The organism is Bordetella sp. MIP270_01_BMS, assembly GCF_054958705.1.
The window spans coordinates 4,248,895-4,268,615 of sequence record NZ_CM143297.1 but is presented as its reverse complement, the minus strand read 5'-3'; the positions used below and the strand labels follow the sequence as shown (position 1 = coordinate 4,268,615).

20 protein-coding genes are annotated in these 19,721 nt (G+C 65.4%); 6 read left to right on the top strand and 14 right to left on the bottom strand.

All coding sequences use genetic code 11. The features are described from left to right. Positions 1-40: 40 nt before the first annotated feature. Genes ACV17W_RS20070 through cysS form a run of 3 tightly spaced genes read right to left on the bottom strand, consistent with a single transcriptional unit; the run spans position 41 to position 3,148 of the window. Positions 41-1,006 carry an acetyl-CoA carboxylase carboxyltransferase subunit alpha gene (locus ACV17W_RS20070; protein ID WP_462594121.1) on the bottom strand — a complete coding sequence of 322 codons (966 nt, stop codon included), beginning with the start codon at positions 1,004-1,006 and terminating at the stop codon, positions 41-43. Between the two features lie 34 nt (positions 1,007-1,040). Next, complete coding sequence (locus ACV17W_RS20065; RefSeq protein WP_462594120.1) at positions 1,041-1,685, bottom strand: DNA-3-methyladenine glycosylase family protein; 645 nt, start codon at positions 1,683-1,685, stop codon at positions 1,041-1,043. A gap of 14 nt (positions 1,686-1,699) precedes the next feature. Then, a complete protein-coding gene (gene cysS, locus ACV17W_RS20060) occupies positions 1,700-3,148 on the bottom strand; it encodes a cysteine--tRNA ligase (protein ID WP_462594119.1) in 1,449 nt (482 codons plus the stop codon). Positions 3,149-3,361: 213 nt separating this feature from the next. Here cysS and ACV17W_RS20055 point away from each other — a divergent pair, with 213 nt between their 5' ends. From ACV17W_RS20055 to ACV17W_RS20045, 3 genes are all read left to right on the top strand, one after another. Next, positions 3,362-4,060, top strand: coding sequence for a tetratricopeptide repeat protein (locus tag ACV17W_RS20055; RefSeq protein WP_462594118.1), 699 nt, complete (start codon positions 3,362-3,364; stop codon positions 4,058-4,060). Positions 4,061-4,197: 137 nt separating this feature from the next. Beyond that, entirely contained in the window at positions 4,198-4,707 is a 510-nt protein-coding gene (locus tag ACV17W_RS20050) for a peptidylprolyl isomerase (protein WP_462596596.1), read from the top strand. Then, positions 4,700-5,473, top strand: coding sequence for a UDP-2,3-diacylglucosamine diphosphatase (locus ACV17W_RS20045; RefSeq protein WP_462594117.1), 774 nt, complete (start codon positions 4,700-4,702; stop codon positions 5,471-5,473). The genes ACV17W_RS20050 and ACV17W_RS20045 overlap by 8 nt, the downstream gene beginning before the upstream one ends. Before the next feature lie 53 nt (positions 5,474-5,526). On the opposite strand, the gene ACV17W_RS20040 is transcribed toward ACV17W_RS20045, so the two are convergent. From ACV17W_RS20040 to ACV17W_RS20030, 3 genes are all read right to left on the bottom strand, one after another. After that, positions 5,527-6,390, bottom strand: coding sequence for an undecaprenyl-diphosphate phosphatase (locus tag ACV17W_RS20040; RefSeq protein ID WP_462594116.1), 864 nt, complete (start codon positions 6,388-6,390; stop codon positions 5,527-5,529). 21 nt (positions 6,391-6,411) lie between these two features. Beyond that, positions 6,412-7,998, bottom strand: coding sequence for a TerC family protein (locus ACV17W_RS20035; RefSeq protein ID WP_462594115.1), 1,587 nt, complete (start codon positions 7,996-7,998; stop codon positions 6,412-6,414). 164 nt (positions 7,999-8,162) lie between these two features. Further along, positions 8,163-8,942, bottom strand: coding sequence for an inositol monophosphatase family protein (locus ACV17W_RS20030; protein ID WP_462594114.1), 780 nt, complete (start codon positions 8,940-8,942; stop codon positions 8,163-8,165). A gap of 119 nt (positions 8,943-9,061) precedes the next feature. Here ACV17W_RS20030 and ACV17W_RS20025 point away from each other — a divergent pair, with 119 nt between their 5' ends. Continuing rightward, positions 9,062-9,829: an RNA methyltransferase gene (locus ACV17W_RS20025; protein WP_462594113.1), complete on the top strand. Its 768-nt coding sequence runs from the start codon at positions 9,062-9,064 to the stop codon at positions 9,827-9,829. Positions 9,830-9,917: 88 nt separating this feature from the next. Here the strand turns inward: ACV17W_RS20025 and ACV17W_RS20020 are convergent, their stop codons facing one another. Then, positions 9,918-10,910, bottom strand: a complete 993-nt coding sequence (locus ACV17W_RS20020) for a Bug family tripartite tricarboxylate transporter substrate binding protein (protein WP_462594112.1) — start codon at positions 10,908-10,910, stop codon at positions 9,918-9,920. A gap of 196 nt (positions 10,911-11,106) precedes the next feature. Between ACV17W_RS20020 and ACV17W_RS20015 the strand changes: the two genes are divergently transcribed. Further along, complete coding sequence (locus ACV17W_RS20015; RefSeq protein WP_462594111.1) at positions 11,107-11,865, top strand: IclR family transcriptional regulator; 759 nt, start codon at positions 11,107-11,109, stop codon at positions 11,863-11,865. Here ACV17W_RS20015 and ACV17W_RS20010 read toward each other — a convergent pair whose 3' ends face one another. The 6 genes from ACV17W_RS20010 to ACV17W_RS19985 all read right to left on the bottom strand — a co-directional run bounded on the left by ACV17W_RS20010 (position 11,866) and on the right by ACV17W_RS19985 (position 18,474). Then, positions 11,866-12,708 (bottom strand): mechanosensitive ion channel family protein, encoded by an 843-nt coding sequence (locus ACV17W_RS20010; RefSeq protein WP_462594110.1) that lies wholly within the window; start codon positions 12,706-12,708, stop codon positions 11,866-11,868. 118 nt (positions 12,709-12,826) lie between these two features. Continuing rightward, the gene (locus ACV17W_RS20005; RefSeq protein ID WP_462594109.1) at positions 12,827-13,924 is read right to left on the bottom strand and encodes a DUF1513 domain-containing protein; all 1,098 of its coding nucleotides are present in this window, start codon (positions 13,922-13,924) and stop codon (positions 12,827-12,829) included. Continuing rightward, on the bottom strand, positions 13,914-14,987 hold the full coding sequence (locus ACV17W_RS20000) for an imelysin family protein (protein WP_462594108.1): 1,074 nt from the start codon (positions 14,985-14,987) through the stop codon (positions 13,914-13,916). Before ACV17W_RS20000 ends, ACV17W_RS20005 begins: the two co-directional genes overlap by 11 nt. A gap of 20 nt (positions 14,988-15,007) precedes the next feature. After that, complete coding sequence (locus ACV17W_RS19995) at positions 15,008-16,492, bottom strand: di-heme oxidoreductase family protein (protein WP_462596595.1); 1,485 nt, start codon at positions 16,490-16,492, stop codon at positions 15,008-15,010. Between the two features lie 20 nt (positions 16,493-16,512). Beyond that, positions 16,513-17,811, bottom strand: coding sequence for an imelysin family protein (locus ACV17W_RS19990; protein WP_462594107.1), 1,299 nt, complete (start codon positions 17,809-17,811; stop codon positions 16,513-16,515). A gap of 117 nt (positions 17,812-17,928) precedes the next feature. Further along, positions 17,929-18,474 (bottom strand): antibiotic biosynthesis monooxygenase, encoded by a 546-nt coding sequence (locus tag ACV17W_RS19985; RefSeq protein ID WP_462594106.1) that lies wholly within the window; start codon positions 18,472-18,474, stop codon positions 17,929-17,931. A gap of 248 nt (positions 18,475-18,722) precedes the next feature. Between ACV17W_RS19985 and ACV17W_RS19980 the strand changes: the two genes are divergently transcribed. Continuing rightward, complete coding sequence (locus ACV17W_RS19980; protein WP_462594105.1) at positions 18,723-19,277, top strand: NADPH-dependent FMN reductase; 555 nt, start codon at positions 18,723-18,725, stop codon at positions 19,275-19,277. Positions 19,278-19,417: 140 nt separating this feature from the next. On the opposite strand, the gene ACV17W_RS19975 is transcribed toward ACV17W_RS19980, so the two are convergent. Further along, positions 19,418-19,636, bottom strand: a complete 219-nt coding sequence (locus tag ACV17W_RS19975) for a dodecin (RefSeq protein WP_462594104.1) — start codon at positions 19,634-19,636, stop codon at positions 19,418-19,420. Between the last annotated feature and the right edge of the window lie 85 nt (positions 19,637-19,721).

The window sequence follows — 19,721 nt, the reverse complement described above, 5'->3', positions numbered from 1 at the left end:
CTGCGCGCCGCGTCAGTGGATGATTGCGAAGCGACGGGCGTCAGGCACGCGCTTCCTGGTACTTGCCATACGACAGCAGACGCTGCATGCGCTGCTCGACCAGTTGGTCGGGGCTCATGCCGCGGAACTGGCGCAGCGCGTCGCCCAGCGCGCGGCGCAGCAAGCGCGCCATGACGCGGGGGTCGCGGTGCGCGCCCCCCACGGGTTCGTTGACCACGCGGTCGATCAGCCCCAGGTCTTTCAGCCGCGGCGCGGTGATGGCCAGCGCCTCGGCAGCATCGGACGCCTTGTCGGCGCTGCGCCAAAGGATGGACGCGCAACCTTCGGGTGATATGACCGAATAGGTGGCGTACTGCAGCATCAGCACGGCATTGCCCACCGCGATGGCCAGAGCCCCGCCCGAACCGCCCTCACCGATGATGGTGGAAATGATGGGCACCCGGAGTTCGGCCATGGCATACAGGTTGTGGCCGATGGCTTCGGATTGGCCGCGCTCTTCGGCGCCCACGCCGGGATAGGCGCCAGGCGTATCCACGAACGTGAATACCGGCAAGTTGAATTTTTCGGCCAGGCGCATCAGGCGCAAGGCCTTGCGATAGCCTTCGGGGCGCGGCATGCCGAAATTGCGCGCCGCGCGTTCTTTGGTGTCGCGGCCCTTCTGGTGCCCGATGACCATGCACGACGCGCCGTTGAAACGCGCCAGGCCGCCTACGATGGATTGGTCGTCGGCGTACATGCGGTCGCCGTGCAGTTCATGGAAGTCGGTGAAGATTTCGCGGACATAGTCCAGCGTATAGGGCCGCTGCGGGTGCCGCGCCACCAGCGCGGTCTGCCATGGGCTGAGCTTGCCGTAGATTTCCTTGGCCAACGACTGGCTTTTCTGCTGCAGGCGGCTGATCTCGTCGGAAATATCCACCGCCGAATCAGCTTGTACGTAGCGCAGCTGTTCGATCTTGTTTTCAAGTTCGGCCAGCGGTTGTTCGAATTCAAGGAATGTATTGCGCATGAAATAAGATTCCGTTATTGGTCTGCCCGGTGCATCAGTTCAGAACCGGCTTAGATTCCAGACTGCGCCACAGGTACCAGGTCGCCACGGTACGCCAGGGCTGCCACGCCGACGAGACCTCGCGAGCCTCGAAACGCGAGACAGGTTCTCCGCTGAAGTAGTGTAGCGAGATTGCCTTGAGCAATCCCGTATCGTCGAGCGGCAGGACATCGGGCCGCTGCAAATTGAAGATGAGGAACATCTCCGCCGTCCAGCGGCCTATGCCGCGGATGGAAAGCAGTTCGGAGACCACGCTTTCGTCGTCCATCGCCGCCCATTTTTCAGGATGGACGCGGCGTTCGCCGAAATTGACGGCGAGGTCGATCAGGTATTCGCATTTGCGCTGTGACAGGCCCGCCTGCCGCAAGGCGTTCGGCTCGACAGCCAGCACGCCGGCCGGGGTGGGCCGCTTGCCCACGGTGTCGAGCAGCCGCTGCCAGAGGGCGTCGGCGGACTTGCTGGAAATCTGCTGGCCCACGATGGCTCGCGCCAGGGTGATGAACGGCGTGCTGCGCGTGGTGAGCCAGACCTCGGCATGCTGGGGAATGAGCTTTTTCAGGATGCGATCGCGACGCATCAGTTGGGCGACGGCTTCTTCCCAGTAGTGCGGCTTGGCTGCGGCGGTATCGACGGCGGGCATGGGAGCGGTATTCCTCAGGCTCGACGCCATTGCGTCTGGCCGCCCGGCTTGTCGTCGAGCTCGATGCCGGCCTCGCGCAATTGCGCACGGATGCGGTCGGCTTCGGCGTAGTTGCGCGCCTGCTTGGCGGCGGCGCGCGCGGCGATCAGGGATTCGATCGCGGCCGGCTCGAGTGCCGCCTGTACATCGACCTGCGCGCCGGAATACCGGGTGGGGCACTGCAAATAAGCGGAGGGATCCTGCTGCAGCAGCCCCAGCAAGCCGGCCAGCGACTTCAGCTGACCGGCACTGCGCGCGCTGCGGTTGCGGTTGGCGTCCGAGGCCAGCTCAAACAGAACGGCCATGGCACCCGAGGTGTTGAAATCGTCGTCCATGGCGGCCTTGAAGGCCTGTGCATGCGGTTCGTTCCAGTCGATGCCGAGGTCGTCGGGCGCCACGTTGGCCAAGGCCTGATACAGGCGATCGAGCGCGTTCTGCGCGTCGACCAGGTTGTCAGGCGTGTAGTTCTGCGGGCTGCGGTAGTGGTTGCGAACGATGAAGAACCGCAGCATTTCGGCCACGCGCGGGTTGACCGTGTAGCCGGCCTGCCCTTCGGGCGCGTCGCTCTGGGCGATGGTCTGGCGGATGGTGCGGAAATTGCCCAGCGACTTCGACATCTTGTCGGCATCGACCATCAGCGGACCGCAATGCATCCAGACGTTGGCCAGCGCGCCGCCGAAAGCGCCTTCGGTCTGCGCGATTTCATTTTCATGGTGCGGGAACTTGAGGTCGGGCCCGCCGCCGTGAATGTCGAGAGGCAGGCCCAGCAACGCATGGCTCATTGCCGAGCACTCGATGTGCCAGCCCGGTCGCCCCAGCCCATAGGGCGACGGCCATTGGGTGTCTTCGGGTTCATCGGCCTTGGCGGACTTCCAGAGCACGAAGTCGAGCGGGTCGCGCTTGGCCGAGCCCACCGCCACGCGCTCGCCGGCGCGCAGGTCATCGAGCGTCTTGCCCGACAACTTGCCATAGCCCTCGAAGCCGCGCACCGCGTAATTGACGTCGCCGTCTTCCGCACGGTAGGCCAGGCCCTTCTGTTCGAGCCGCTCGATGATGTCGAGCATCTGGCCGACGTACTGCGTGGCACGCGGCTCGCGATCGGGCGGCTGGACTCCCAGGGCGCGCTCGTCGGCGTGCATGGCGGCGATATAGTATTCGGTGACTTCGCCGATCCGGCGTCCGGTTTCGACGGCGCGCCGGATGATCTTGTCGTCGATGTCGGTGATGTTGCGTACGTATTCGACTTCGAGGCCGCTGGCGCGCAGCCAGCGCTGCACGACGTCGAACGCCACCAGCATGCGCGCGTGGCCCAGGTGGCAATAATCGTAGACGGTCATGCCGCATACATACATGCGCACCTGGCCAGGCCGGGCCGGCTTGAAGGGTTCTTTGGTGCGCGACAACGTATTGTAGATATGCAGCATGACGCTTGAGCTGGCCTCGAGATATTGCGGTGTAATGCCCCACCGGGCGCGCGCCGGCGCCTGAGGCGCCTGCAGTACGCGGCATGGTCCATGCCAGGCCGCACCCCGATGCTTCGGTTTCAGTGTAGCCAGATCGCAACCGGGGCTAAAATGGCGGTCGTCAAGTATAGCAAGCGGCCTCGACCCGCGCCCGGCGCGCCACCCCGATTCTCAATGGATGCCCTCGTGACCTTCAACCGCCTTTACCGCAACACCCTGCTGGCCGTGGCGCTGGCCACCCTGCCCGCGGGCGCAGCCTGGGCGCAGGCGATGGGCGGCGGCGACAACCTGCCCAACCAGGGCGGCGCGGGGCTGACCAAGCTCGACCCTGCGCCGCCCGAGCGCGGCTGGAAGGCGCTGGCCAACCTGCTGGAAGCGCTCAAACCCGGCGTCGACACCCGCCTGGACCCCACGCCGTCGCAGATCACCGACCACATCGAACGCCTGTTGAACCAGGGCCAGAACGAAGAGGCGCTGGATTTCATCCAGAAGCGGCAGGCCGACATCCAGGGCCAGCGCGGCACCGACGTGCAACTGATGTTCCAGCATGCGCGCGCGCTGGCGGCACTGGGCCGCACCAATGAAGCCATCCGTCTGTACACCGACATGACGACGCGCTTTCCCGAATTGCCCGAGCCCTGGAATAATCTTGCCGCGCTCTATGCGCAACAAGGCGACCTGGACCGCGCCCACCAGGCCTTGCAAATGGCGCTGCAGGCCAACCCCGACTACCCTGCAGCCCGCGCCAACATGGGCGACATCCAGTTAATGATGGCGTTGCGCACCTATCGCAATGCCGCCAACCAAGGCGTGCCCGGCATGGAATCCAAGGCACGTGAAGTTGAAAACCTGCTGAAGGAAAGCCGACAATAATGATTTCGCGCTACTCTCAAATCCGTATGCTGCGCCTTCTGGCGTGCACCTTCGCGCTGGCCACGATCATGCCGGCGACCGCCGGCGCCCAGTCGGCAGCCCCCTCCACCCCCTCTACCTCGGAAGGCACCAAACCCATGAGCACCACTCCCCGCGTCAAACTGCAAACCAACCAGGGCGCCATCGTCATTTCCCTGGATGCGGAAAAGGCGCCCAAGACCGTGGAAAATTTTCTGAACTACGTCAACAGCGGCTTCTACAACGGCACCGTTTTCCACCGCGTCATCGACGGCTTCATGGTCCAGGGCGGCGGCTTTGAGCCGGGCCTCAAGCAGAAGCCCACGCAGGCCCCCATCGAGAACGAAGCCAACAACGGCCTCAAGAACGAGAAGTACACGCTGGCCATGGCGCGCACCAGCGACCCGCACTCGGCGACGGCGCAGTTCTTCATCAACGTGTCCGACAACGACTTCCTGAATTTCACCGCGCCCACGCCCAATGGCTGGGGCTACGCCGTGTTCGGCAAGGTCACCGAAGGCACCGATGTGGTCGACAAGATCAAGGGTGTCAAGACCGGCAACAGCGGCTTCCACCAGAACGTGCCGACCGAAGACGTGGTCATCGAAAAGGCCGAAGTCATTGAATAAGGTTGAACTGAAGGGTCCGATCTGGCTGGCGGCCGACATACACCTCGGGCCGGCCACACCGGCCACGGCCGAGGCGTTCCTGGCATTCCTGGACGCCGCGGCCAGTGAAGCGGCCGCCCTGCTGCTGCCGGGCGACATCTTTGACGCCTGGATCGGCGACGACGCGATCCAGGCCGCGCCGCCCTGGCTGGCTGCGGCGCTGCAGGCCTTGAAGAATACGGGCGAGCGGATTCCGCTGTGGCTGGGCCGCGGCAACCGCGATTTCCTCATGGGCGGCGGCCTGGCCGACGCCCTGGGCGCCCGGCTGCTGCCGGAACCCGCCCTGCTCGTTACCGATTACGGGCGGGTGCTGCTGACCCACGGCGACGAATACTGCACCGACGACGCGGCCTACCAGCAGTTTCGCGCCATGGTGCGCGATCCTCGCTGGCAGCAACAGTTCCTGGCCAAGAGCATTCCTGAACGGCTGGCCATGGCCCAGCAGGCGCGCGGCGAAAGCCAGGCGGCCAACCAGATGAAGTCGGCCGACATCATGGACGTCAATCCGCAGGCCGTCGAAGACGCGTTCCGCGAATCGGATGTCGATGTGATTGTGCATGGCCACACGCATCGCCCCGCACGCCACGTGCTCGACGTCGACGGACGACGCCGCGAGCGCTGGGTGCTCCCCGATTGGGACTGCGACCACGCCGATACACCGCGCGGCGGGTGGCTGGTCATCGACCGCGACGGGCTGGCCTTCTACGACCTGGATCTGCACGGGTAGGCATGGTGTGCCTCAGGCCCTGGCCCGCGCCAGGGCCCGCCGGCCCCCGCGCCCTACCGGCCGAGCAGCCAGATGGCCACGATCACGCCCAATGCAATGCGGTACCAGGCGAACACGCGATACGTGTGATTGGCCACGAAACGCAGCACGGCCCTGACCACCACCAGAGCACTGAAGAAGGCCGCCACGAACCCCACGGCAATCGCCGACATGTCTTGCTGGGTGAGCAGGCCCATATTGCGGTACATGTCGTAGACCGCCGCCCCCAGCATGGTGGGCATCGCCAGGAAGAACGAAAACTCGGTGGCCGTCTTGCGCTGGATGCCTGCGATCATGCCACCGATGATGGTGGCGCCCGACCGCGAGGTGCCGGGAATCATGGCTACGCACTGCGCCGCGCCCACACCCAGTGCCTGCTTCCAGGTGATCTGTTCCAGGGTATATGCCGTGGCGCGCCGGTCTGAAGCCGTGTCATCGGACGCGCCGGGTGCGTCGCCCGGCGTCTGGTGCGTTTTGCGCTCGACCCACAGCATGACCAGACCGCCCAGCACCAGCGTGACCGCCACCACGCCGGGGTGATAGAACACCGCCTTGATGCTCTTGATGAAGATGGCGCCGATGACGGCTGCCGGCAGGAAGGCCAGCAGCAGGTTCCGCGTGAAAGCCACTTCGGCCGGCACGCCGGCGAGCGTGCCGCGTATAAGTTGCCACAGCCTGGCGCGAAAAATCCACATCACCGCAAGGATCGAGCCGAACTGGATCACCACCTCGAACACCTTGCCCGAACTCGAGACAAATGAAATCCAGTCGCCCACGAGAATCAGGTGGCCGGTGCTGGAAACGGGAATGAACTCGGTCAGCCCTTCGATAATTCCGAGAAAGAAGGCCTTGATCAGGTGTAGCGTACTGTCGGTCACGGTAGGTAGCTTGGGTAGGGATTAGTCGCCGTCGGCCGGTGCGTCGGCCTCGGTCGGGTTCAGGGGCGACCGCGACACCCGAACCGAAGCGATGCGGCGGCCGTCGAGCGCAAGCACTTCGAAGCGGAAATGATGATGCGGGCCGTGGTAGTCGCAGGCATCGCCCGGCTGGGGCAGATGCCCGAAGCGCGCCAGCAGGTAGCCGGCCAGGGTGGAATAGTCTTGCGAGTCGTCGATGAGACCCTCGGTTTCAAGCACCTGTTCGACATGATGAAGGTCGGCCGCGCCATCGATCTTCCAGACGTTGTCCTGCAGAGGAGTGATGTCCGGCATTTCGTCTTCGTCCGGGAATTCGCCGGCGATGGCTTCGAAAACGTCGATGGGTGTCACGAGGCCCTCGATGGCGCCGAATTCGTCGGCCACCAGCACCAGCTGCCCGCGCGAACGCTTCAGGGTGTCCATCAGGCGCAGGATGCCGATCGACTCGTGGACGATGAGCGGATCGCGCAAGCGGTCGCGCCGCAGCCGTTTCTCGGTGATGAGGTCCGCCACCATGTCTTTCGCTCGGCCGATGCCGATGACTTCGTCGAGCGAGCCGCGGCATACCGGAAAAAAGCTGTGCGGGGCCGCAGTGAGCTGGCGGCGGATGGTCTCGGCGTCATCGTCGATATTGACCCACGACACATCAGTGCGCGGCGTCATGATGGATCGGATCGAGCGTTCGGCCAGCGTCAGTACGCCACTTACCATGTTGCGCTCTTCCACCCCGAAGGCCGGCACCGCCGGCTCGCTGGGATGGGAGGCCACGATCTCGTCGCCATCGGGCGGCCGCTTGCCCAGCATGCGCAGCACCGCGCCGGCAGTGCGTTCGCGCATCGGGCGCGTGGCGTCCAGGCGCAGCAGATTACGCCGCGCCACCTGGTTGAGCGCCTCGATGGCCACCGAAAAGCCGATGGCGGCGTACAGGTAACCCTTGGGCACCTTGAAGCCAAACGCCTCGGCCAGCAACGAAAAGCCGATCATGAGCAGGAAGCCCAGGCAGAGCACCACCACGGTGGGGTGGGCATTCACGAAGCGCGTCAGGGGCTTGGAGGCCAGCAGCATGATGCCGATGGCCACGGTGACCGCGATCATCATGATGGCCAGGTAGTCGACCATGCCCACCGCGGTGATGACCGAGTCCAGCGAGAACACGGCATCGAGCACCACGATCTGCAGCACGATGACCCAGAAGCTGGCGTAGACGCGCGGTCCGGACGCGTGCGCGCTCTGGCCGCCTTCGAGACGTTCGTGCAGTTCCAGCGTGCCCTTGAACAACAGGAACAGGCCGCCTATGAGCAGGATGAGGTCGCGCCCCGAGAAGGTAATCGGACCGATGGAAAACAGTGGAGCGGTCAGTGTCACCAGCCAGGACATGACGGACAGCAGACCCAGGCGCATCAGCAGCGCCAACGACAAGCCCACGATACGCGCACGGTCGCGCTGCGCAGGAGGCAGCTTGTCGGCCAGGATGGCGATGAAGATCAGGTTGTCGATCCCCAGGACGATTTCAAGGACGACCAGGGTAAGCAGGCCGACCCACGCGGCGGGGTCCTGCAGCCACTCCATCGAGTGCTCCATCAGTTTCGGAACCGCCAATCGTACCCGGAAATAACGTCACATGCCGGCCAAATGCCGGCAGATCGGTTGCAAAACATGAGGCTGACTGCGCAGCCTGCGGGCCGAGCGCAGCCTGGCGGGCGCCTTGCAGGGCCCGCCGGCATGCCGGGAGATCAGCCCTGCCGGGGCTGCAGGGCGGCGAGCATCTGCGTGAAGATCTTGGGGCTGGCGGCGAGCACGTTGCCGGAATCCTGCCAGCCCTGCTCGCCGTCGAAATCGGCCACCAGGCCACCGGCTTCCTGTACCAGCAGGCTGCCGGCGGCGAGGTCCCAGGGCTTGAGGCGCACGCCGCAGAAACCGTCCAGGCGGCCCGCAGCCACGTAGGCCAGGTCAAGCACGGTGGAGCCCAGGCGGCGCACCCCGGTGCTGCCCTCGGCCATCTGGCGGAAACGCCCGCCGGCATCGAGGTCGCCCGAATTGGGCCAGTGGGCCCCCAGCAGCGCCTCGCTGTAGCGCGTACGCCCCGAGACGCGCACGCGCCGGTCGTTCAAGAACGTGCCGCTGCCGCGGCTGGCGGTAAACAGTTCGTTACGCGACGGGTCGTAGACGACGGCCTGCGTGACCTGGCCACGCTGCGTCAGCGCGATGGACACCGCGTAGTTGGGCAGGCCATGGATGAAGTTGGTGGTACCGTCGAGCGGGTCGATGATCCATTGGAATTCGGCCTGGTCGGGGCCTTGCAGCCCATATTCTTCGCCCAGCACGGCATGGTCGGGGTAGGCCGTGCGCAAGGTTTCTACAATGGACTCTTCCGAGGCACGATCGACTTCCGTGACATAATCGCGCGGCCCCTTGCGAGCCACGCTGAGTCGTTCTAGATCGAGGCTGGCACGATTGATGATGGTGCCGGCACGCCGGGCCGCCTTGATGGCGATATTGAGCATCGGGTGCATAAAATTCCGTACGTATGCGGTAAGGGCTGCCACCCGGGCGGCCTCGCCATGCACCGGGTGACCGGCGCGGCAACGACCCCAAAAACCAGGAAAGCGTTAAGCCAAACTTGGCATTTTAAATGACTCAAGAATTTTCACGCGTTCAGTTCATCATGGTACAGCCCAGCCACCCCGGAAACGTGGGTTCGGCGGCCCGGGCCATCAAGACCATGGGCTTTGCCGACCTGGTGCTGGTCGAGCCGCGCTACCCCGATATCTGCGCGCAACCCGAAGCCGTGGCCCTGGCCAGCGGAGCAATCGACATACTCGAGCGCGCACGCGTCTGCGATACGCTCGAAGAGGCGTTGGCGCCGGTCACACTGGCGTTTGCACTGACCGCCCGGGTCCGGGACCTCGGCCCGCCGCCGTGCGACATACGCCAGGCGGCCGAGTTGGCCCGCGCCCACCTGGTCACGCCGGGCACGGGATGTACCGCCGTGGTGCTGGGCACTGAGCGCGCAGGGCTGACGAATGCGCAGATCGCCCTGTGCCACCGCATCTGCCATATACCGGCCAATCCGGAATACAGCTCGCTGAACGTGGCCCAGGCCCTGCAACTGGCGGCGTGGGAACTGCGCTATGCCCTGCTGCAGGCCGCGCAAGCGCCCCTGCTGCCGGCCTCGACCGCGCAGCAGGCCGACCCGGGGGCCGCCCTGGCGCCCAGTGAAGCCGTGCAGGCGTTCCTGGCCCATTGGGAACAAGCGCTGATCCATGTCCAGTTCCTGGATCCCGCCCATCCCAAGAAGCTGATGCCGCGCATGCGACACCTGTTCAGCCGGAGCGGGCTGAGCCGCGATGAAGTCGACATGCTGCGCGGCGTGTGCACGGCAATGCTGCGCAGAAAATAAGCACGGCAAAAGAAAACGGCGGGGGCCGATAGAAATATCAGCCACCCGCCGCGCCCGCCGCCCGCGCCATTGCGCGAGCAAGTGGCAATCAGTCGACCTGAGCGCCCGAGCCCTTCACCACCGGAGCCCAGCCCTCGACTTCAGACTTGATGAATGCGCCGAACTCTTCCGGAGTGGTCTTCTCGCCCACGGCACCCAGGCCGGCGAACGCCTTCTGCACCTCGGGATTGTCTTGCGCCTTGACGATCACGGCGTTCAGCGTGTCGATCACTTCTTTAGGCGTACCGGCCGGCGCGATCAGGCCGAACCACGACGACACGTCGAAGTTTTCGAAACCAGCTTCCTGCATGGTGGGCAGGTCTGGGGCCGTGGCTGAACGCTTGGCGGTCGTGACTGCCAGCGCGTTGAGCTTGCCGCCCTTCACGTGAGGCCAGGCCGACGGCATGTTGTCGAACATGAACTGCACCTGTCCGCCGATCAGGTCGGTCACGGCGGGCGCGCTGCCCTTGTAAGGCACGTGCAGCACGTCCAGGCCCGTACGCTGTTTGAACAGTTCGCCGGCCATGTGGATGGACGTGCCGCTACCCGACGAAGCAAAAGCCAGCTTGCCGGGGTTGGCCTTGCCGTACTCGACGAGTTCCTGCACGGACTTCACCGGCACGTTGGGATTGATCACCAGGATATTGGGAACCTTGGCGCCCAGCGCGACCGGCGCGAAATCCTTCGTGAGGTCGAACGACACGTTCTTGTACAGCGTCTGGTTGATGGCGCTGGTGACGGCGACGAACAGCAGCGTGTAGCCATCGGGATCGGCGCGCCGGACGTAGTCGGTAGCGATATTGCTGCCCGCGCCGGGCTTGTTCTCGACCACGAAGGACTGGCCCAGTGCCTGGGTAAGTTCCTTGGCCATGATGCGGGCAATGACGTCGGTGGTGCCGCCGGCCGAAAAGCCGACCACGATGTGCACCGGCTTTTCCGGATACGCCGCCTGCGCGGTGGCGCCGATCGCGAGCGCGCCCAGCGTGCTTGCCAGCAGCGTGGCGGCATGACGCAGGAAGCGGGGTTTCTGACCTTGGGCCATTTGATAGTCTCCTGTAGGAAAGGTCCGCGGTACGGACAGGCTATTTTTGTCCGTGGTACGGACATACTAGTCTTTGTGACGCGGCCGATTTTCCCCTAGTCAAGGCCGTTTCGGCAAGGTAGAGTCCACCCTACGGACACTGGGACATCCCTAGGCGTCCCACGCCGCTAGTTTCACGGTTTTATTCGAGGGTGGCATGTCGATTGCAGAAAATTCCTCCGGCCCGCGCACGTTGCGCCGCGGGCTGGCCGTATTGGCCGCGCTGCGCGATCAGGGCGCCGCGGGCCTGAGCGTTACCGACATCGCGCGCCTGACGTCCATCCAGCGCCCCACCGTATACCGCTTGCTTGCGGCGCTGCTGGACTCGGGCCTGGTGCTGGCCGTGCCCGGCACCAAGAAGTACCGTGCCCAGTGGGCCGCCTGCGCCGATACGGCGACGCCCGACCCCCGGGTCAGCCAGACCCTGCCCATCTTGCGGCGGCTGGCCGAACGCACGGGCGACGCGGTGTTCCTGGTGGTTCGCGAGGGCGACGAATCAGTGAGCCTGCACCGCGAGATAGGCAGCTATCCGGTGCAGATTCTGGCCACCTATGCAGGCAAGCGCCAGCCGCTGGGTGTGGGGTCCGGCGGCATGGCCATACTCGCCGCCCTGCCCGATACCGTTGCGCACAGTATCGTCGAGCGCAATTCCGGCTACCTGGACGAATACGGCGGCATGACGCCCCATGAGATGCACAGGTTGATCGAGAACACCCGCGCGCGAGGCTACGCGGTGGTGGGCAACCATGCGGTGCGCGGCGCACTGGGAGTGGGCTGCGCGCTGCTCGACCCGCAGGGCGCGCCCATCCTGGCCATCAGCGTCACGGCCATTATTGATCGCATGCCCGCGCCGCGCCAGCGCGAAATCGCCGGCTGGATCCACGCCGAACTCGCGCGGCTGTCATTGCGGGCCTGATCAATCCGCCGGCGTGCCGCCGTCTTTTGGCGTCGCCTGGATTTCGCGCACCGGTATCGCCGGCTTGAAGCCGGCCTTGCTCATCGACTGGCGGATCTGGTGGAAAAGGTCCCAGCGCAGGTCCCAGTATTGAGCCGCGTTGCACCACATGCGCGCGTTCACCACGGTGCCGTTGTCTTTGTATTCAATGGCCTTGACCTGCGGCGCCGGCTCTTTCTGCACCAGCGGATGATTGGCCACCAGCGTGGTCAGTTGCCGGACGGCCGCGTCGAGATCGTCGTCGTAGTGCACAGTGACAGGGATGTCCAGGCGGCGCGTCGTATTGCGGCTGTAGTTCGTAATGGTGGCGTTCCAGACGACACTGTTGGGCAGGGTGATGTGGATGCCATCGCCCTGCACCAGTCGGCACAGGAACAGCCCGACTTCGGCGACGGTGCCCTCTGTGCCGCTGCTCAGCGCCACGTACTCGCCTGCACGCAGGGGCCGCAGAATCAGCAGCATGATGCCGGCCGCGATGTTCTGCAGCGTGTTCTGCAAGGCCAGGCCCACGGCCAGGCCGGCCGCGCCCAACACGGCGATCAGGCTTGCGGTCTGCACCCCGAATCGCGCCAGCACGGCGATCAGGGTGAATATGCGCACCGCCCACACCACCACGGTGTAGAACATGGGCACTATGGTGGGGTCGATGCGCGGCGAGCGCGTGGCGGCGCGCCGGACCCAACTGCCCAGCATGGCAGAAACCCACCAGCCGATGATCAGAATGGCCAGGGCCATGACGACATTGATTGCGCCGTCTGCCAGGCGGGGCATGACGGCTTCTAGACTGACAAGATATTCATTCATGGGGGTTCCGCCTGTGCGGCGCGCGCCGGTGGACCGGATGGCCGCACGTGAGTTGAGACGCCGGAGAATGTATCAGATCCGCGCTGCCGCACGGCGCTTATGGCATGAAGCCACGGCCTCAGACGCGACGGAAGTGATTGTCCCAGGACACCGACGCAGAGGCGGGCATGACCTCTTGCAACTTCGACTCGGGGCCTGCCTGCACCAGCGTCCCCCCGCCGCTGCTCAACATGAATCGCTCGGCAGCCAGAGGCGCCACGCCGCAACCGTCGGCCAGGTGCGTGAGGCCCAGACAGCGGCCGTCCCGCGTGTCCCAGTAGACTACCTGCCCGCCTACCGGACTGCTCGTGGCCAGCGTGCGCCCGGCCGGATCGACGGCGACGGACCCGACGTAATTGCGCAAACCGCGCAACACCTCGGGTGGACCTGCGTACAGTTCCGGGGCGCGGCCCCGGCGGTGCCGGCCCACCAGCGGCGGCCGCTCGCCCGCCGGGCCCGTATGCTGGCAGCCGAACCACACCGCCCCATCGGCCGCCACGGCCAGATGGCGGATGGATAGGCGGTGATACTCACGGGGCAGTTCCACCCGTTCGAGCAACCGGCCATCGCTGGCATTCAGGTACGCCAGCGATGGCCGCATGGTGTCGAGGTTCAGCTCGAGCTTGCCGTAGTCCGGATGCGTGAGAATGCCCCCGTTCGCCACGCACAGCGTCTTGCCGTCCGGCATCATCACCACTTCGTGCGGGCCGACTCCACCGGTTTCGAACTCGCCGACGCGCCGGTAAGCGCCATCCACGGTGGTGTCATAGACGCCCATCACACCGTAGCCAGCCTCGTAATGGTTCTCGGTGGCCACCATGCGGCGCCCACCGGGCAGGAACACGCCGTGTCCGAAAAAATGTCGCCCCTCGGCCGCCTGCAGCGGCGTGGGTGGCTCGGAGCCATCGAGACGGAAGGCCACGGCGAAAAACCCGGGCTGCCGGCCGAATACCACCGCGCGGCCGCCGGCGGCATCGAGTGCGAAGCTATGGCCGCGCGCAGGCATGGGGATGATCTGCAGGTCGCGGCCCTGCGCGTCCAGCACCACGGCCTCATAACGTTGCGCAGTGCGTCGCGCGGCCAGGAACAGCGGCTGCCGCTGCGCGGCCCGCAGCGTCGAAGGCGCCAGGCCCGCCACGGCCGCAAGGGCAAGAAATTGTCTGCGGTCAGTCGCCATCGAGCGCGTTGAAACCGATAGTCACGCCGAGCGCGGGCGCCATATGCTGATCGACGATTTCTTTGGCATTCTTCAGGATCAGCCCCCCCAGCGCCAGCCGCTGCCAGCCGTCGGAATCGGCCAGCGCCTGCATCAGAGGCAGGCCAGGCGACTTGAAGACCGCGGCCGCACGATCGAGTTCGCCGCTGACCGAAGTGCCGATCCATCGTTCATCGTCGGCGTAGCGGTAGTGGCCAGCCTGATAGAAGGCGCGCATGCCCTGCAGGCTGGCCGACAGCGCGGGAAGGCTCATGCCGCTGCGCCAGAACGACGCCCGTTTGCCACGCGCGGCTTGGGGCGAATCGCCCAACACGGGCAGCAGCTTGACGTCGCGGGCAAACTGCAGGCCCGTCGATATCGCCTTCACCGCCTCGGCGGCGACTTCCTGCGTGCCGCGATACAGGTCATTGCCGCTCGATGGCGAGGTGAACTGGCGGCCGAAATCGCCCTGGGTGCTCCATGCATGCTGCAGTTCCGACGCTACGCGAGTCACATTCGCGGCCACGGCCACCGCATAGCGGCACGCATAGCCGGTGCCGGACCCGGACGGGGCGTCGAGCAGGCCGGGTTCGTCATAAAGCACAAATTCCAGCGCCGGCAAGCCTTGCACCGCAACGCTGCGGCCGGACAAAGCCTGGGGCGCCAGCGCAGCCTCGTCGGCCTGTGCCAGCAATGTGCGCACCTGGCGTTGCATCACCCCCCGGGTGTCGGGCCAGAACGCGAGGCGTTCGTAGCGGTTGCCTTGCACCAGCGGGCCGAACCTCAGGAACTCCACGCCCGACCAGGCCAGTATGGTTTGCTGGAATGCCTCGCGCACCGCCGGCGCGCCCGCGGCGCCCCCGCCGGCGCCGCACCATGTATCCAGGGCCTGATGCAGCTTGCCGGCTTGCTTTGCCAGGGCCGACGTTGCGGGCCGCACATAGCCGTCGGCCAGCCTGATCCCGAGGTCGGCCGGGGCTGCCGCATGCGCGGCGGCGGGGGCCAGGACGAGGGCCGCGGCCATCAACACATTGCGGGTCAGCATATTCAAGGTTCCAGGCGGGTTCAAAGCGATTCGAGGAAACGGATCAGGTCGGCGCGTTCTTCGGGGGTCATGGCCACCACGCGGTCGCGGGCGGCTTGAGCTTCGCCGCCGTGCCACAGGACCGCTTCGAGCAGCGTGCGGGCACGTCCGTCATGCAACCAGGTGGCGTTCGGGTTGACGACACGAGTCAGGCCGATGCCCCACAGCGGCGGTGTGCGCCATTCGCTGCCCGTGGCCAGATCTTCCGACACGTCGTCGGCCAGCCCTTCCCCCATGTCGTGCAGCAGCAGGTCGGTATAGGGCCAGATGAGCTGGAAGCGGTGTTCGGGCCGCAGTGCATTGCGGCTGGTCACATACTTGGGCACGTGACAGGCCACGCAATTCGCCTCATAGAACAGCTTCTTGCCCGCCAGCACGCGGGCGTCTTCGGCATCGCGGCGCTGCGGGACAGCCAGGTTCACGGAGTACGTTGTCACGAAATCCATCAGCTCGGCCGGCACCTCGTGTTCGCCCAGGCGGGGCTGGGCGCCATGCGGCATGTCGAAGCAGGCCTTCTGCGCGGGCCGGCACTCACCATAATGGCTGGTGAACAAAGGCGTGGACAAGCCCATGTCGTTGGAAAACGCGACGGCACTCTGCTGCTCGACAGTGGGTTGGCTGGCCTTCCAATTGAAGCGGCCGAGCACGCGTTCGCCAGTGCGCACGTCGCGCACCCAGTTCGGACGGCCGCTGATGCCGTCGCCATGGTCGGCAGCGGCATTGGCCAGGATGTCGGCGGGATGTATGGCTTCGAGCAGGCCCAGCCCTATCATGGGAGGCGCCAGCCGCGCCGAGATCTGCACATCCGGCCGCAGCGGCCCGTAGCCCGGATCTTCAATGCGATAGCTGGGCTTCATCAACGTTGCGGTTTCGCCGCCATTGAGTTCGACCACCACGGGTTCGTATTCGATGGCGAGCCGCCCCTCGGCCGGCAGTCCGGCCACGGCAAAGTTCTGGAGCTGCGAGCCATACACGGGCTCGGGCACGAACGGCAATTCCCCGGAAGCGAGCAGACGGCGATGTTCGTCGGTGGTGGGCGGCACCGCCAGGCGCAGCAGCAGCGCCACGGCGTCGGTGCGTTCCAGCGGATCGAACCCCGGCACTGTGCCGCGGCCGTCCTTGGTATGGCAGGCCTGGCAAGACCGTGCGTTGAATAATGGCCCCAGGCCGTCCGAAGCCTGGGTCGAGGACGGCGACGAAACCCAGTCTTTGCGGAACAGACCGTTGCCGACCAGGAATTCCTGGCGGCCCTCGAAAGTCAGGTTGGCCGACGGGTGCGAATAAATGTCGGCGTTCAACATCTTGCGCGTGGTGCCGGCGCCCGCCGACAGGGTTTCGAACGGCTCGGCCCGCGAAAAATCGCGCGCCGGCGCGGTGACCCTGGATACGCGCTCGCGGTCCTCGGCGGTGAGGTCATCGCGTTCCGCCGGGACTGCGGCGGCGCCGGTCAGGGCCAGCGCCGCCATGACTGCCACTGCTGTCTTGCTCACTGGAATACAGCTTCCGGCTTATCGAGGCTGTCCGAACCCTCCAGCGCCACATCGCCCAGTTCCAGCGCAGCGATCACGCGTTCCAGGCTGCGCGTCTGGTCGACGAGACGATCAATGGCGGCCTGGACCACGGCATTGCCTTCGGCGTTACCGCTGGCGATCATCTGGTCATACGTCTCGACCTTCTCGGCACGATCGCGCATGGCCTGCATGGCGGCAACGGTGGCGTCCAGCTTGCTGCGCATCTCGGCGTCGAGCTTGGCATCGCGCGCCTTCACCAGGTCGGACAGGCTGGCGCCCGAAACCGTCTTGCCGTCGACGCGCTGGTAGGTGCCCAGGTACACGTTACGGATCCCGAGCTGGTTGTAGTAGTGCGAGTTATGCGTGTTGTCGGAAAAGCAGTCATGCTCTTCTTCGGGATCATGAAGCATCAGGCCGAGCTTCATGCGCTCGCCGGCGAGTTCTCCGTACGACAGGCTGCCCAGGCCGGTGAGCATGGCCACGAGACCGGCCTTGGGATCTTGCTCGACGGCCTTGCGCGCCTCGCCGTCCGGCTTCCAGTTGTCGACCATGTCTTCCAGGTCGGAAATCAACAGATCAGTGACGGCCTGCAGGTACTGCACGCGGCGCTCGCAATTGCCGCCCGTGCACTGCGCGGGATCGAAGTCGGTATGCGGACGGTTGCCGGCGTGACGCTCTTGCGGCGTGCCCTTGCGATCCGCCGGAGCCGGCCCGGTTCCGTTCAGGTCCTGGCCCCACAGCAGGAATTCGATGGCATGGTAACCGGTCGCCACGTTGGCCTCGTTGCCGTCGGCCTCGTGCAGCGTCTCGGCCAACAGCTCGGGCGTAATCGTGGTGACGTCGATCGTCTTGCCGCCCACCGAGATCTTCGAGTTCGCAATGACGTTCACGGCGTAGAACGCGTTTTCGTCGTTTTCGGTGCCATACGAGGCATCCACGTAGTCGATCAGGCCCTCATCGAGCGGCCAGGCATTAACACTGCCCTCCCAATCGTCGACAATGGGGTTTCCGAACCGGAATGCTTCAGTCTGCTGGTAGGGCACGCGCGCATCGATCCACGCCCGGCGCGCAGCCTGCAGGGTCTGCGGACTCGGCTGGTCGATCAGGGCCTGAATGGCTGAGCGCAGGGCCCGCGCCGACAGCAGCGAGTCCTCGTAGCCGGCCAGGGCCACATCGGAATACGTCTTCACCACGGCTTTGGGCTCGACGGCAGCCTGGGCCGTGGCGGCCATTAAAGTTGCGGCCAGCAGTGCGCCATGAAACAACTTGCGCATTGAATCACTCTCCTCTATTGGAAGCGCGCCCCGCGTGGCCGCGCCATGCTATTGATCACCGGCGCAAGTGTAAACGATTTTCGTTTAGGTCTCCGAGGAAAATTGGCCCGCCAATCCTCAAGCCCGTCCGGCCGGTTGCAACCAGCCTCGCAACAGGCGCGTGATCAGCGGTATGCATACGAAAGACAGGATTGGCGTCATGCACAGCGTAGTCACCAGCACGCGCCAGAAGACCGGCATCGCACTGAGCGGCGCGTTCAGCAGCGAGCTGAACAGCAGCAACACCGGGAAATAGGCCAGCCAGATGCTGACCGCCTGCTTCCAACGCGGTGGCGCCACATGGGCCGGCCCGAACCACGCGTCCATGCCGCTGGCCCGGTGCACGTGACTGGCGCGGACCAGGTCCGCGCCACGCTCCAGCCACATGCGGCGCGGAAGCGAGTTTTCCCAGCGGGCCAGGCTGGCCGCGTCATGGAAGCGCAATACGATCTGGTATTGGTCGCCGCCCTCTGGCGGTTGCAGCACCCCGGACCCCAGGAATCCGGGAAAGCCCGCTGCCAGGATCTCGCCCTGTCGCAGCCAGGCCAGGAAATCTCCATAACGCTCGGCGGCGATGCGGCGCGTGACGAGCATGGTGACGGGCGCGGACGACTGGACGGACATGCGGTGCTCCTGGGCTACATGCGGCCGAGCAGGAAGCGCCCGGCCACTTAGTGTTTACCCTAGCAAGGTCTATGCCAAGTCGCCGCTGGAGTCGGGCCGGGCGAGAGGCCCTGCTGCGGTGGAGGCAGGTGCGTTTTCTGCACCGCCAGCGGTCCCGCAAAACCAGGCATGCCCCAGATTGGTGCAATGCGGAACTTTCCAGCCGCAGGTCTTACACTGCTTGTCCTTACCCGTGGAGAGCGACCATCATGAGCAAATACAAGATTGCGGTATTAGTCGGCAGCCTGCGCGCCGCATCATTCAACCTGCGCCTGGCCCGCGCGCTTGAAAAGCTCGCTCCCGATACCGTGGAATTCGAATACGCCAGCCTGGGCGACATACCGTTGTACAACCAGGACCACGAAACCTCGATGCCGGCAGCGGCCACAGCGCTGAAAGACCTGATCGCGCGCGCCGACGGGCTGCTGTTCGTCACCCCGGAACACAACCGTTCGATTCCCGCCGCCCTCAAGAACGCGATTGACTGGGGCTCGCGCCCCTGGGGCCAGAATTCCTGGGCAGGCAAGACAGGCGGGATCGTGGGCACCTCGCCGAGCGCTGCCGGCACCGCCATGGCACAGCAGCATCTGCGCAACATCCTGGCCGCCGAAGGCGTGAACGTCATGACCACCCCCGAAATCTTCCTGCAGCACATCGAGGGCGTCATCGACGACCAATACACCATCACCAACGACCGAACGCGCGCTTTCCTGAAGGGGTGGCTCGACGGCTACGTTGCCTGGGTTGCGAAACTGGCGGGCTGAGCCCGCTTACCGCGCAGGCGCCGGGCCGGCGCCTGCCACGCACCTGGCACGTTCCGCGCCGTCGCCCGCGCGATGCTTGCGGGCGCGGGGGGCGATGGCCTTCGCCTTCTTGCAGCGGCCAAGTGCCGCCCTCGGGCGGTTCAATCGTCTTCTTCAAGGCGCATGCCGATCTTCAGGCCGACCTGCCAGTGTTCGATCTTGCCGTTCTTGATGTGTCCGCGAAGCTCGGTCACTTCAAACCAGTCCAGATTGCGCAGGGTTTCAGAGGCGCGTGCAATGGCTTGGACAATGGCGTCATCGGAAGACTTGGTAGACGACCCCACCAGTTCGATCTGCTTGTATACATGGCCGTTGGACATTGTTCGTCTCCTGCAGAAGGTAGCGACTGACCAGGACAGCCAGCCGCCGCCCGGCAAATGGGCCAGATCATTGTGGCACGGCCGG

Bases quoted from the DNA above. Each gene is read 5' to 3' on its own strand.
- ACV17W_RS19995 (WP_462596595.1), bottom strand. From the start codon at position 16,492: ATGGCGGCGCTGGCCCTGACCGGCGCCGCCGCAGTCCCGGCGGAACGC.
- ACV17W_RS20050 (WP_462596596.1), top strand. From the start codon at position 4,198: ATGAGCACCACTCCCCGCGTCAAACTGCAAACCAACCAGGGCGCCATC.
- ACV17W_RS20000 (WP_462594108.1), bottom strand. From the start codon at position 14,987: ATGCTGACCCGCAATGTGTTGATGGCCGCGGCCCTCGTCCTGGCCCCC.
- ACV17W_RS20070 (WP_462594121.1), bottom strand. From the start codon at position 1,006: ATGCGCAATACATTCCTTGAATTCGAACAACCGCTGGCCGAACTTGAA.
- ACV17W_RS20065 (WP_462594120.1), bottom strand. From the start codon at position 1,685: ATGCCCGCCGTCGATACCGCCGCAGCCAAGCCGCACTACTGGGAAGAA.
- ACV17W_RS20005 (WP_462594109.1), bottom strand. From the start codon at position 13,924: ATGGCGACTGACCGCAGACAATTTCTTGCCCTTGCGGCCGTGGCGGGC.
- ACV17W_RS20035 (WP_462594115.1), bottom strand. From the start codon at position 7,998: ATGGAGTGGCTGCAGGACCCCGCCGCGTGGGTCGGCCTGCTTACCCTG.
- ACV17W_RS20010 (WP_462594110.1), bottom strand. From the start codon at position 12,708: ATGAATGAATATCTTGTCAGTCTAGAAGCCGTCATGCCCCGCCTGGCA.
- ACV17W_RS19985 (WP_462594106.1), bottom strand. From the start codon at position 18,474: ATGTCCGTCCAGTCGTCCGCGCCCGTCACCATGCTCGTCACGCGCCGC.
- ACV17W_RS20025 (WP_462594113.1), top strand. From the start codon at position 9,062: ATGACTCAAGAATTTTCACGCGTTCAGTTCATCATGGTACAGCCCAGC.
- ACV17W_RS19975 (WP_462594104.1), bottom strand. From the start codon at position 19,636: ATGTCCAACGGCCATGTATACAAGCAGATCGAACTGGTGGGGTCGTCT.
- ACV17W_RS20020 (WP_462594112.1), bottom strand. From the start codon at position 10,910: ATGGCCCAAGGTCAGAAACCCCGCTTCCTGCGTCATGCCGCCACGCTG.
- ACV17W_RS20055 (WP_462594118.1), top strand. From the start codon at position 3,362: ATGGATGCCCTCGTGACCTTCAACCGCCTTTACCGCAACACCCTGCTG.
- ACV17W_RS19980 (WP_462594105.1), top strand. From the start codon at position 18,723: ATGAGCAAATACAAGATTGCGGTATTAGTCGGCAGCCTGCGCGCCGCA.
- ACV17W_RS20030 (WP_462594114.1), bottom strand. From the start codon at position 8,942: ATGCACCCGATGCTCAATATCGCCATCAAGGCGGCCCGGCGTGCCGGC.
- cysS (WP_462594119.1), bottom strand. From the start codon at position 3,148: ATGCTGCATATCTACAATACGTTGTCGCGCACCAAAGAACCCTTCAAG.
- ACV17W_RS20015 (WP_462594111.1), top strand. From the start codon at position 11,107: ATGTCGATTGCAGAAAATTCCTCCGGCCCGCGCACGTTGCGCCGCGGG.
- ACV17W_RS19990 (WP_462594107.1), bottom strand. From the start codon at position 17,811: ATGCGCAAGTTGTTTCATGGCGCACTGCTGGCCGCAACTTTAATGGCC.